Source organism: Enterococcus sp. R12 (genome assembly GCF_058135755.1).
Genome location: NZ_CM176874.1, coordinates 1,445,412 through 1,458,235, shown reverse-complemented (window position 1 = coordinate 1,458,235; position 12,824 = coordinate 1,445,412). Strand labels below are relative to the sequence as shown.

Below are 12,824 nucleotides of genomic sequence, written 5' to 3'. Positions count from 1 at the left end.
CTCCTATTTAGTTGAATACGTTTCTATTTATTCGCCAATTCATTTTTGGCTTTGCGTAAGATTTCGTCCATGTTGTCTCGAGAGTCATTTGGCACTTTACGTACATCGAATTTGATGCCGCGTCCTTTTAGATCTTCAAATGTCTTCACATCGTCCGTACCCATCGACAATACTTTACTTACAACAACTTTCCCAACAGAGTGAGCCATTGAACCAACGTTCACTTCAGTGATGTCAACGCCGCCTTCAACTGCACGCAATACATCTTGTGGGTTTTCAAATAATAGTAAAGCTTTCGTATTCCCGAAACGAGGGTCTTTAGAAACTTCGATCATTTTATCCACTGGAATGACGTTCGCTTTTACTCCTGGAGGAGCTGCTTGTTCGATCAGTTTTTTACGCAAATCATCTTTTGCAACTGCATCAGAAACAACGATGATCCGAGATGGATTGACTGATTTTGTCCAAGCTGTAGCGACTTGACCATGTAGCAAACGAGAATCCACACGCGCAAGCACGATTTTGATTTTGCCATCGCCTAGAACAGTTCCCGGAGGAAGTGATCCTTTAGGTTGATCGTCTTGCACAGCTTTTGGTGCTGTCGCTTCTTCTGGTTCAAGCTCTTCTGGTTTGACCTTAACCCCTTCTTTAGCTGTTTCAACGATGTGCGCAGCGATTTCATGCGCAGTGTTCATTGAAAAACGTGAAGCATAGGCTTCGATCACCATTGGTAAATTCATACCAGCAACGATTGCCCATTTGTCTTTGTGATCTTCAAACAAGCTGTTTGCTTGGTTGAAAGGAGTACCACCCCAAAGATCAACTAAGAATAATACTTCTTCTTGATCGTCAAATGTAGCAATTGCTTCTTGCATTTTTGCCTTGATGTCATCTGGACCTTCACTTGGCATCAATGTAACAGCTTTAACATTTTCTTGTTCGCCGAAGATCATTGAACCAGATTGCAAAATGCCGTTAGCAAATTCTCCATGACTTGCTAGGATAATTCCTACCATCTTTTTACCTCCTATATCAAAATTGAAAAATGTGACACGAATACGAAAGAAAAAACAACATCGAAAAAATTAAGGGTGACTACCTTCTTTTTCCAAAATATCCTTCAAAAAGATTTTACGATCAGCTGGAACTTTCCGTATCTCTACTTCTATGCCTTGATTTTGCAAATAAAGCAGCGAAGCAAGATCTTGATCATTGACTGACACGAAATTAGTGATCATCCGTTTTCCCATTGAAAAGCTCATGCCGCCGATATTGACGGAACGAATGTCAATGCCTCCTTTGACCAGAGTCACGACATCTTGAGGGTTGGTAAATAATAACATGACTTTTTGCGTATTAAATAATGTGTTATGCGCCACCTCAAGCATTTTTGCTACTGTCACCACATTGGATTTGATTCCTGGTGGAGCAGCTTCTTTCAAGAGAAACTTCCGTAATTGGTCATTTGCGACCTCATCACTGACCACGATGATTCGATTGATACCAGTCATTTTCGACCAAGCTGTGGCGACCTGACCATGAATCAACCGATCGTCGATTCGGGCAAGACGTATATCCATTCCCATTGTGCAAGCCTCCTACATCCATCGATCCGCTTTTCATATTGAGGATCTGTTCTTTTTTCAATCACCTCCTGTATCCACTTATATAGAAGCAAGAAGCGTGCCAAGTTTTTTCGATACACTATTCTTGAAAAAACCTTAAGAATCAGCATTCGGACAATACACTAAAAAAGATACACTAAAAAATACTGTATCTTTTTTAGTGTATCTGTATTATTTGCAGGATTTAAAAATACATTTCTTTTTCGTGATGGTTTTTGATCAACTCCAGCAGGTAATACTCTTCTGTCTTCGGCACTTCGATATTCATCAAGCGCGAAAATGATTGGACATGCACATGCAATTGGCCGTAAAGAGGATTCTCCTCCATTGCTGCTAAATCAATTTCAGAAACAGTCAATGGTTGACGCAATAAGATCCGCTCCAGCATACCTGCGCCATGCATCACAAAATTGATCTGAAAGCCTTGCTGCGCCCCTACCAAATCCAAATCGTGAATGATCTCTTCGCCAAATTTCCACAACGGCTCTACCACTTTTTTCGCATTGATATAGGTAAAGTTTTCCTCTAAATACCGAACACAGATTTCCTTTGCCTGCCGATCATCTAGCTGCACTTCATCTTCAAAACTCAAATCGTTTTCCAATAAGATATCATCCAACAAAAGATCAACATCTTGGTCGATAAAACGTTCTAATGAAATAAACGGTGCATCGATATGCGGATCAATGATCCCCGTTGCGGCAATCAGCCGGTAGCGCTGTTGAATCTGATCCAAGTCCGTTCTCAGATCCGCCACCGATAAGGTCACTACGTCAACATTTTGATTTTGGCGTTTTGACAATGAGCTTTGGATCAATTCTTTGATGCGCTGCGCTGTCCCTTTTCCCGAAGCGCAGACCGCTAGAATCGCTTTAGGGTGGTGGTTTTGTGACACTGGTTCTTCCACAGTGACCGCTCCGTATCCGCGGAACTTCCGTAATGAATCATAGAGCTGATCGAGGTCCGTGCCGATCACTGATGCTTTACGGACCGTCTCGAGGACGATGGAGGTAGTCACCATATCGACTGTTCGAACAGCCACACCCGTTTCTCGCTGGATTTCATTATTAAAGGTCGCTAAGGACCCCATATCGACTAAGAGGATCACCCCACTGCCGTCATTGACTGCTCGTACACTATCCACGATTTTTTTCAACGCCACAGCCGGTGGCATATCTAATGGCATGTCCACCGCTGTCACTTGATCGACTTCCAACAGCTGCTTGACTACTTGTACCATACTACTAGCCGTACTGTTGCCGTGAGCTGCCACAACGACACCAATTTTCCCAGAGGAATGTGTCGTACGCAGTGAAACCAATAGAACTGCCAAGTAATAGGATTCACTTTCAGGAATCGCCACGTGAAAGCTGTCGCCGATGAAGTCGCGGACTTCTTTGGCAACTTCGAATTCTTGGGGGTAATCCGCCACCATTTGACGAATGTTGTCGTTGGTTTGCCGTTCTTCTCCCAAATGGATCTTTTTCAAAAAAGAACTGATATGCAAACTCATCGCGTAAATAAAGTTTTGCTGGAAATCGTAATTTAACCGTTTCCGAACCATCTCATAAATTTGATTTGTTACACTGATCACTTTCTGATCGACAAACTCACTTAGTTTATTAACAGAATTAAAAGAGAAGCCGTGATCTTTATAAAAAGATTTCAAATGAACATTGATATCGGTTGAAATAAAATGATTGATTGCTTCTTGATCCAAACCATCTGCTTTTAATAAGGCTGCTTTATCCCCGATGATGTCGTAGAGATTGTAAGGCAATTCATAGGAATCTGATTGAATATTGTTTAAGTTTTGATTCGGTTGAATGCTGATCTTCGGTTCAAGGATTTTAGAAAGCTCCGCCAGCTCATTGCGGCGATTCCCCAAAACGATCAATCCCGAACGAATTCCTTCTGGCAAATCGACCAAATCGATCTCAATCTCATCTTGTTGCATATGATTCAAAAAGCCCCGAGCACAGACGAGCTGGACATTGGATTTCAATTGACCGATATTCCCAAAACTGACACTGCCGATCAACGCTTTGACTACATCTTCTGTCAAGGTGATCGTCCGCTGAATACGGGACGCCTCTTGCCCGACTAACACCCGAACGAGATCGACTTTTTCTGATGCGGGTCGTTTCTCAAAGAAGGGCAGTTGAATATTGATAGGAATGCGTCGGGTAAAGGTATCTAATAGCGTTGAGTTGGGGTCTTCGGTAGTGGCTCCAACGATTCGGACATTCGCTTGATGATTTTTGCCCGTTTCCCCTAAACGACTAAACGTTCCATGGTCCATAAAGTAAAAAATCATTTCTTGCCCTTCTGGCGGTAATCGATGGATCTCATCGAGAAACAACATACTCTCATCCGCTTGATCAATAATACCGATCTTCTCTTGATCGGCACCCGTAAAGGCCCCCCGTACATAACCAAACAAATGGCTCATCAAAAGCTCTGGGTTATTTGCATAGTCGGCACAGTTAAAGACGATCAATTCTTTGTCATCGGCAATTACTTGATTGCTTTTGGCAAACTGGAACATTGCATGGGCAAAGTAGGTTTTCCCAGAACCAGTAGGCCCTGTGATCAAGCAGTTTAGCCCTTTTGGCGGATACAAGATGGCTGCTTTCGCCTGCTCAACGGCATTTTTCATACTTCCGTTGGCACCGATGATCGTCGCAAAAATATCTCGGTCAGAGGGTTTTCCTTGTACCCGTTGAGGGAAGGCTTTTTCTCTTTGCGGGCGACTTTCTTTGTAGCTTGGCACATACTTTTCCCTACTGCTGGGATCGACCCCTGCCGCCCAGTAGCGAACAGGCCGCGAGTCGCTTTTTTCGACGCGCCCTTCTTTGACAAGCTTATTTAAATCCTTACTGGCATTACTGCGCTGAATGGCTAAATGATCGGCAACTTCTGAAGTAGACAACCCTTTCTTTTCCCCTAAGCCGCTCATCGTATTTTCGACGATATATTGATAAATCCGTTCGATTCGCTTGCCCAACAGCTTCGCCTCCTTGTTTTTTCCACTTGAATACTTTACTCATTTTTCTATAAAAAAGCAACTTTTTCCCCGCACAGAAAAAGCAAAATACTTTGTTCGAAAGAGCAATAGAACGTCCTATCACATGCTACTCTCAGCATAAAGCATTTTGCCAAAAAAAGATATTCAAAAGTCAGGATGCGTTAGGCTTTTTCATTGGGAATGAACGCTGGTACCTTCTCAGGAAACCATTGCAGTTCTTTTTGCATCCAAATCACATCGTGCCATCGATTGAACTTATAGCCGACATGCGCAAAATCAGCAACTTTCCGATACCCAAGCTTCTCATGAAAAGCCTCGCTTTGTTGATTGCCTCCTGTAATGCATGCAGTCAGATTGACCACGTTTTGCGCTTTTAATTTTTCTTCAAGCGCTTGATAAAGGGCGGTGCCGAGCCCTTTTGCTTTGGCATCCGGTGCTAAATAAACGGTTACTTCAACGGTCCAATCGTACGCAGCCCGTTCTTTATAAGCTGACGCATAGGCATAACCGACGATTTCACCAGCCTCTTCTGCAACGAGATACGGGTAGCGTTTCAAGGTCTTGGCGATGCGTTCCGCGAATTCTTGAACCGATGGCACCTCCGTTTCAAAGGTAATCGGTGTATTTTCTACATAATAAGCATAGATTGCTGTCAAGGCTTGGGCATCTGCAATCGTGGCAGAACGTATCGTCATAGAATCCCTTCTTTCAGTAAATTTTTTCCCAGTATACTCTTTCTGAACAAAAAAAACAATCCGCTTTTGACGGATCGTTTCCTAGTTATAAATGATTTAGCGGGCTTTTTCAGCTCCGCAATACACGGTAAGATGTTGCGGCAGTACCGCTACTGTGATTGGCAATTCAGGTCCTGGATCACCATCGACATTCGTCTCGATCGTTGCCCCATCCGTCAAACGAATCGCAGCTTTATCAAAGGTTTGATAGCCAAGAACATCATTTGATTCTGTCACCCCTTTGAGAAGCTCTGGGACACTTTTGACGGTCTCCCAAAGATTCGTATCCTTCAAGTAGATCAGATGCAATTTGCCGTCATCGGTACTCGCTTTAGGCAAAAGAGATTCGAAACCGCCGATCGTATTGGATGACCCAACGATCATCGTACTGCTTTCCACAGCGATCGTCGTTTTTTCCCCATTATTTTCGGCGGTCACTTCAAACGGATGACTTTCATTTTTCCGCACTTCCCGCAGACCAGAAACAAAATAGGCCATTTTTCCCAGCTTGGTTTTTTCTTCGACCTCTACGTTGTTGATCGCTGCTGGAATCATACCGATCGCCACCACATTGGTAAAATAGTCTTGATTGACCTGACCAATATCGATTTTTCGGGTGTGATCCACTGCAAATGATTCGATGGCTTCCTTAGGATCTAGTGGAATCGCTAATGCTCTGGCTAAATCATTTACTGTTCCCAGTGGGAAGAAACCGAAATTTGGTCGTTTGTCATGAGGAGCTAAGCCATTGACCGCTTCATTGACGGTACCATCACCGCCCATTGCAAAGACACTGTCAAATTCTGCTACCGCTTCAGAGGCAAAACGTGTGGCATCTCCTTCTTTTTCGGTATGTTTGACCACGACTTCTGAAAAAGCTTCCCGCAACTTTTCTTCTGCCAGCTGCTCATGTTCTTGGGCCTGTTCCCCACCAGAGCTTGGATTGACGATCAATAATGCTTTCATAAAACAGCCTCCTTGTTTGGGTTCATTTTCTATGAATCCAGTATAACAAGTTTCACGAAACCTGTCTTAAACGACCTCCGCCTATCTCCTACAAAAAACACAGCCTAATCAGACTGTGTTTTTTCGAGTACTCACTTCATTTTATTAAACCAATCGTTTACGCAAACGCCCAGAAATAAAATCAATGATCGTGACCGTCACCACGATCCCTAATAAAATGATCCCTACACGGCTCCATGAACGCGCATTGATGGCAAAGATCATTGGTGTACCGATCCCACCTGCCCCTACGATCCCTAAGATCGAAGCTGAACGGACAGCCAGTTCAAATCGATACAAGGTAAAAGAAAGAAACTCTGGTATTAGTTGCGGCAATGTTGCAAAACCTAATACATCCCAGCGACTTCCTCCCGCACTAATGACGGATTCCGAGGGACCATGGTCCATGTTTTCGATTGCTTCGCTGTAAAGCTTTGCCAGCATCCCAATGGAATGGACACTGACCGCCAAGACGCCAGCAAAGGAGCCTGGACCTACCGTTTTGATAAACATGATGGCTAAGACGATTTCTGGAAACGTTCGAATCGCCGTCAGCACGATTTTCCCAAATCCCGATAACCAGCGAGGGCTGTTTTTGCTGCGCGCCGCCCAAAAGGCAAAAGGAATACTTAAAATCGATGACAAAAAGGTCCCAACAAAGGCAATCGCGACGGTTTCGATCATCAGACTGATCAAATCTTCGCCATCACCGGTATAAACATAGCCCCAATCAGGATGAATCAGGCCATAAAAGATCGAGCCGACAATTTGACCGACATTTTCTTTAACACCAGCAAAAGGCACGCCAGCAAAAGCCCAGATATAAAGGAGGATAACGACTACTGCGATCAGCCAATTCCGTATTTTTTTCTTTTTCGGTTCTGCTGGCAACATCATAATAATCGCTCCCTTAATCTATTACTAATGGTATCAATCACCAAAACAACTGCAAAAATCACTAAGACGATGATCGACGTCTGGTCATATCGAAATTGGCTTAAAGATCGTTGTAAGAAAACACCGATTCCGCCTGCGCCGATATACCCAAGAATCGTCGATGCCCGCACATTGATCTCAAAGGCATAAAGCAAGTAACTAAGAAAATGACTCATGACTTGCGGTACGACTGCATAGCGGATGATATCAAACTTCGATCCTCCAGAAGCCGTGATCGCTTCGATCGGACCTTCATCAATCGTTTCAATCGATTCATAAAACAATTTGGTGATCATCCCAAAAGAAAACACAGAGATGGAGATCACCCCTGCAACGGGACCAATTCCGACAATGGCAACAAATAAAGCTGCCAGCATCAAATCCGGTACCGTGCGAATGATATTCAAAACAAAACGGAAACAACCACTGATCCAATGATTGGTCATGATATTTCGTGCTGCTAAAAGTGAAAACGGAAAGGCCGCCAGTGCACCAATGGTTGTGCCGATGATCGCCATTTGGATCGTTTGCAAAATCGGCTCAACAATGATTTTGGCATATGCCCAATCAGGATGAGCCATCTTTTGTAAGATGACATTCATTTGACTGCTATTGCTAAAGAACCGTGCCAAATCAACACCTGAAATAGAGCCGCTAACGAACAATACCACTAAAAAAATGACGAGCCAAAGAACATTTTTCCATAGTCCGCTGCGTTTCGGCAACGTATTTGTCGTCATTGTCCCGCCCCTTCCTGCTCTTCCATGATCTCGCTGCCATAAATCTGTTTCAATCGCTGATCGGTCGCTTCACTGACAGGGCCATCAAAAACCAAGCCTCCGTCTCGCAACCCGATGATCCGCGTGCCGTATTCTCTTGCCAATTGGACAGAATGTAAATTGACTACGATGGTGATCCCCAGATCTTGATTGATCCGTTTTAAGTCACTCATGACTTTTTCAGTGGTTAACGGATCCAATGAAGCAACTGGTTCATCCGCTAAAATAATCTTCGGCTCTTGCGTCAACGCCCGGGCAATCGAAACCCGCTGCTGCTGACCGCCAGACAATTCATCGGCTCGGGTATAGACTTTTTCTGCTAAATTGACCCGCTGCAGTGATTGATACGCCAACTCTTTGTCCGCTTGCGGAAACAGACCCAGCAGCATTTTGATCGTGGGATGATAAGCCACCCGCCCCGTTAATACGTTTCGCAAGACACTCGAACGTTTCACCAAATTGAAGCTTTGGAAAATCATGCCAATGTCTCGACGAATCAAGCGCAGCTCTCTTCCTTTTGCTTTTGTGATCGACTTGTTATCGATTAAAATCTCGCCACTCGTGATCTCGTGCAGTCGATTGATGGAGCGCAGCATCGTCGATTTACCTGCACCGGATAAGCCCACTACGATGACAAATTCCCCTTTTTTGATATCGATGTTCAAGTCCTTCAACCCCAACACCCCATTTGGGTATTGCTTGGTCACATTCTGAAATGAAATAATCGTTTCGTTCTCTAGAGCCATGATTCTCCTACTTTCTTTCCATTAGGTAAAAATTGCTGTCCATTCGAAAAGGGTACCTCAACTACCGGTACCCTCCCGATCTATTCATCTATTAATTATTGTCCGACTTGTTCCGCATACTCTCTTACAATGTCGAAATTGCTGTCTTGTGAAACAACGTATCCTTCATGAGAGTAAATATCAGAGATGATTTGTTTTCCTTCTTCATCTTTTCCGATCGCGATAAAGGCATCTTGGATTTTTTTGTCCCACTCTTCACTCATATCGCTGCGAACACTGATCGTATCGTTCGGGATCGGTTCGGTAAAGTACATTGGTTCTACCTCATCCATGATTTCAGGGTAATCATTTTTGACCGTGTTACGGGCATCTTCAAAAACGAACGCCGCATCAACGTCGCCATTCAAGACAGATAAGACCGCTTGGTCATGGCCTTTGACTTGAACAGTCGTCACATCCGTATTGATATCGATGCCTGCTTTTTTCATTTCTGCTACTGGCCAAACATAACCGGCAGAAGAAGTAACATCTTGCGTGGCAATCGTTTTGCCTTTTAAATCTTCCAACTCTTTGATGTCGCTGCCGCTTTTTACGACGATCATTGAACGATAGCTATCAACCAATTCATCCGTTGATTCGCCACCAGGCTGCTTGATGCCATAACGCTGTGCTTGCAACAGTACTTTAACATTGCTTTGTTCATTTGCTAAAACATAGGCATTCGGCGGTAAAAAGCCGACATCTACTTGTTTCGAAGCCATTGCTTCGACGATTGTATTGTAGTCAGTGGAAACACTTACTGTGACTGGAATCCCCAATTCATCACTTAACAATTGCTCAAGTGGTTTTGCTTTTGCTTCTAATGTTTCTGCTGCTTGTGATGGAACAAATTGAACGGTCAACTTTTCTGGTACATATCCTGCGTCCTCAGCCGCCGAGTCAGTACTTGCTCCACCTGAGCCACATGCCGCCAGCGTAACTGCTGCCACCAAACCTAAACCAAACATTGCCGTTTTCTTCCAAACTTTCATCACTTTTTCTCCTTTTCATTAAAAAAATCGAACTCATGGAATTCCGAACTTTCCTTTTTGATTATAAAAAACCAACGAATTAAAAACAATCTTTTTCGAATTACGAACGTTTTCTTTTTTGATAATGTTCGTGTTTTGACCGAAATCATTCGTGAGCACATTCTCAATAATCAACGTTTTTCGAAAGTTTCTTTCCATTTGTTCTACTTCCTCAGAGTATCAAATGAATATAAGGTTTGTGTTGTCAACGTGTAAAGATTCTGTTAACAGCAAAAGGAACTTTGTGAACAACAAAGCATGGACATACTCGTAATTCTTACCCCAAGTGCACAAAATTTCTTGAATCGTCTAACCAGAAGATGACCGCACACTTTTTTTTACGAAACAATACAAAAAAAGCAGAGGATTCCCTTAAGAACCTCTGCTTTTGACCTCATTCTCTTACTGTAAAAAGAGTCATTTACCCTTGATCCGTTGGCATCTGCAACAAGAGTACATGCTCGTTCTCAATCATTTCACCCGTCAAAACAAAGCCATTGCGTTCGTAAAGCTTCGTTGCGATCTCGTTGCCATCCACAGCGGAGATCCTTAATTCTTGCGCTTGGATATGGGTTTTGAACCAATCTAACCCAGCAAGAAACGCCTGAGTGCCTAACCCTTGATTTTGGAAATTTTCTGCGATCATAAACCGCTCGATCCACCACGAAGCTTTTGGATAATCCTCATCCGCCTCGTAAAAACTAAATAGGATAAAGCCGACCATTTCCTCACCATTGTATAGGGCAAATGCCTGACGAGGTTCCTCATAGATCGCCTCTAACATTGAGTACCAATTGGGCGCAACAAAGTCTTCTTGCTCCTTCGTTGTCTTCAAATTCATGCACGCACGATAGTTTTCCTTCGTGATTTCTTTTAATTGAATCATTGCTTCTCTCCTTATCTAAGCCATTACAAATAACTATTTCCTTAAAACGGTTTCATTGGTGTATAAAAAAACACCCAGGTTACTTTTACGTAATCTGGATGTCATTTTCTTATGCTTCTTGCGCTACTGGATAAACAGATACTTGTTTTTTGTCGCGGCCTTTACGTTCGAAACGAACAACGCCATCAACTTTTGCAAACAATGTATCATCTCCACCGATACCTACGTTTACCCCTGGGTAAATTTTAGTACCGCGTTGGCGATAAAGGATTGATCCGCCTGAAACGGTTTGACCGTCAGCACGTTTCGCACCTAAACGTTTTGATTGAGAGTCACGTCCGTTAGAAGTAGAACCCCCACCTTTTTTGTGAGCGAAGAATTGCAAATTCATTTTCATCAACATGAGATGCACCTCCTAGTTTTCTTTAGTAGTTTTGATTTGGATATAATCGTTGTACTCTTCTTGAACTGATTGCAAGCCGATCAACAAATTTTCTAAAAGAATTTGTGCGATATTCGACTGCTCTTGGGTCAAACGAGAAGGCAGTGTGACTAATAAGTACCCACCATTTTCGTTATCTGCTTCAACTTTTGGCGCAACGCCAGCCAAAGCATCGATCCCATTGACTGCACTGATCGCTAAAGCGGATGCTGCAGCACAGACGATGTCTTTGCCGTATTCTCCTGCTTGTGCGTGTCCAGCTAGTTCAAAAGAAACAATCCGACCAGAGTCATTTCGTTTGAATGTCCCTTTGATCATATTCGTTACCCTGCTTTTCGTAAGAATTAAGCGTTGATCGCGTCAATAACAACTTTTGTGTAAGGTTGACGGTGACCTTGTTTACGGTGTGAATGTTTTTTAGGTTTGTATTTGAAAGTTACGACTTTCTTTTGTTTGCCGTGTTTTTCAACAGTCCCTTCAACAGTTGCTCCTGCAACGATTGGGGCACCCACTTTTGTTGATTCGCCACCTACTAAGATAACTTCATCAAAAGTAACCTTTTGTCCAGCTTCAACGTCTAATTTTTCAACGTAGATTGCTTGACCCACTTCAACTTTTACTTGTTTCCCACCAGTTTTGATAATTGCGTACATGCTCTACAGCACCTCCTTATAATATACTTAGACTCGCCATCCCAAGTGACTTTCGTACTTACTACTTGTTCTGTGCGGTTGTAGCTGTGGAGTCCACAATTACAACAGATTAACTTTATCAAAATGTTTTCCTAAAGTCAATCACTAATTAAGGAAAAGACAGAATTCTTTTGCTACTAGTCATTTCCTTTTGTGCATTTTTTGTTTTCTATTACTATAGAAGAAAGAGCACAAGTGAAACAGAATTGGAGGAGTTTGCATGCAATACCCCAAAGAATTAGCCATTGCTGTTCAACAGGCGTCCCGCAGTTATCCGTTGGAAGGATTTGTTCCCGGTCAAGGACCGCTGCAGCCCAAATTGATGATCGTTGGGGAAGCCCCTGGTCGAACCGAAATCGAGAATTTTATTCCTTTTAGCGGACAAGCAGGAAAAGAATTGATGAAATCGTTGGCTTTAGCCGGTTTGACCCGTGAGGATGTCTACATCACCAGCGCTGTCCGCAGCCGCCCATACTCCGTCAAAGAACGAATCAACAAACGCAGCGGTGCCCATGAGATCGTCCATCCCAATCGGACACCTACCAAAAAAGAAGTCTTGCTACACGCACCGCTGCTTGACTACGAGTTGTCCGTTGTAGATCCGCCCGTCATTGCAACTGTTGGCAATATCGGACTGCAGCGATTATTAGGCAACGCCTATTATATCAAAGATCACCATGGCGAAGTGATCCGTTCCAAAATACAAGAAAGCAATCCAACAAAAGATGGCTATCAATGGTCGGAAAAAGAATATTTGATCGTGCCGATGTATCATCCCGCTGCGATCTTTTACAATCGAACGTTGACTCCGCAAATCGAAGCCGATTGGCGAGGGTTAAGAAACATCCTCTCACAAATACCAGCCGACGAATAACGACCAG

Annotated in this window: 14 protein-coding genes and 1 other annotated feature; of the genes, 1 reads left to right on the top strand and 13 read right to left on the bottom strand. The window is 43.3% G+C overall.

The genetic code is table 11. The features are described 5' to 3' along the window. Positions 1–23 precede the first annotated feature (23 nt). The 13 genes from ACTW1R_RS06695 to rplU all read right to left on the bottom strand — a co-directional run bounded on the left by ACTW1R_RS06695 (position 24) and on the right by rplU (position 11,904). Positions 24–1,016, bottom strand: coding sequence for a mannose/fructose/sorbose PTS transporter subunit IIA (locus ACTW1R_RS06695; RefSeq protein WP_005225763.1), 993 nt, complete (start codon positions 1,014–1,016; stop codon positions 24–26). A 69-nt stretch (positions 1,017–1,085) separates the two neighbouring features. Next, positions 1,086–1,580 carry a PTS sugar transporter subunit IIB gene (locus ACTW1R_RS06690; protein ID WP_026008065.1) on the bottom strand — a complete coding sequence of 165 codons (495 nt, stop codon included), beginning with the start codon at positions 1,578–1,580 and terminating at the stop codon, positions 1,086–1,088. A gap of 229 nt (positions 1,581–1,809) precedes the next feature. Then, a complete protein-coding gene (locus ACTW1R_RS06685; protein WP_446422898.1) occupies positions 1,810–4,632 on the bottom strand; it encodes a sigma-54-dependent transcriptional regulator in 2,823 nt (940 codons plus the stop codon). Between the two features lie 182 nt (positions 4,633–4,814). Continuing rightward, complete coding sequence (locus ACTW1R_RS06680) at positions 4,815–5,348, bottom strand: GNAT family N-acetyltransferase (protein WP_142967224.1); 534 nt, start codon at positions 5,346–5,348, stop codon at positions 4,815–4,817. Between the two features lie 96 nt (positions 5,349–5,444). Then, a complete protein-coding gene (locus ACTW1R_RS06675) occupies positions 5,445–6,353 on the bottom strand; it encodes a diacylglycerol/lipid kinase family protein (protein ID WP_311956953.1) in 909 nt (302 codons plus the stop codon). A gap of 144 nt (positions 6,354–6,497) precedes the next feature. Then, a complete protein-coding gene (phnE, locus tag ACTW1R_RS06670) occupies positions 6,498–7,289 on the bottom strand; it encodes a phosphonate ABC transporter, permease protein PhnE (protein ID WP_010747988.1) in 792 nt (263 codons plus the stop codon). Beyond that, a complete protein-coding gene (gene phnE, locus ACTW1R_RS06665) occupies positions 7,286–8,068 on the bottom strand; it encodes a phosphonate ABC transporter, permease protein PhnE (RefSeq protein ID WP_489927541.1) in 783 nt (260 codons plus the stop codon). Before phnE (ACTW1R_RS06665) ends, phnE (ACTW1R_RS06670) begins: the two co-directional genes overlap by 4 nt. Beyond that, positions 8,065–8,853 (bottom strand): phosphonate ABC transporter ATP-binding protein, encoded by a 789-nt coding sequence (phnC, locus tag ACTW1R_RS06660; RefSeq protein ID WP_375826334.1) that lies wholly within the window; start codon positions 8,851–8,853, stop codon positions 8,065–8,067. Before phnC ends, phnE (ACTW1R_RS06665) begins: the two co-directional genes overlap by 4 nt. 95 nt (positions 8,854–8,948) lie before the next feature. Continuing rightward, positions 8,949–9,884 carry a phosphate/phosphite/phosphonate ABC transporter substrate-binding protein gene (locus ACTW1R_RS06655; protein WP_015509497.1) on the bottom strand — a complete coding sequence of 312 codons (936 nt, stop codon included), beginning with the start codon at positions 9,882–9,884 and terminating at the stop codon, positions 8,949–8,951. A 460-nt stretch (positions 9,885–10,344) separates the two neighbouring features. After that, positions 10,345–10,809 (bottom strand): GNAT family N-acetyltransferase, encoded by a 465-nt coding sequence (locus ACTW1R_RS06650; RefSeq protein WP_325815656.1) that lies wholly within the window; start codon positions 10,807–10,809, stop codon positions 10,345–10,347. Between the two features lie 109 nt (positions 10,810–10,918). Beyond that, entirely contained in the window at positions 10,919–11,212 is a 294-nt protein-coding gene (gene rpmA, locus ACTW1R_RS06645; RefSeq protein ID WP_003126181.1) for a 50S ribosomal protein L27, read from the bottom strand. A 12-nt stretch (positions 11,213–11,224) separates the two neighbouring features. Next, complete coding sequence (locus ACTW1R_RS06640) at positions 11,225–11,569, bottom strand: ribosomal-processing cysteine protease Prp (protein ID WP_005225752.1); 345 nt, start codon at positions 11,567–11,569, stop codon at positions 11,225–11,227. Between the two features lie 26 nt (positions 11,570–11,595). Continuing rightward, on the bottom strand, positions 11,596–11,904 hold the full coding sequence (rplU, locus tag ACTW1R_RS06635; protein ID WP_005225751.1) for a 50S ribosomal protein L21: 309 nt from the start codon (positions 11,902–11,904) through the stop codon (positions 11,596–11,598). A 19-nt stretch (positions 11,905–11,923) separates the two neighbouring features. Then, positions 11,924–11,994, bottom strand: a sequence feature (ribosomal protein L21 leader region). Between the two features lie 169 nt (positions 11,995–12,163). Between rplU and ACTW1R_RS06630 the strand changes: the two genes are divergently transcribed. Next, positions 12,164–12,817, top strand: a complete 654-nt coding sequence (locus ACTW1R_RS06630) for a uracil-DNA glycosylase (protein ID WP_086292161.1) — start codon at positions 12,164–12,166, stop codon at positions 12,815–12,817. The last annotated feature ends 7 nt before the right edge of the window (positions 12,818–12,824 follow it).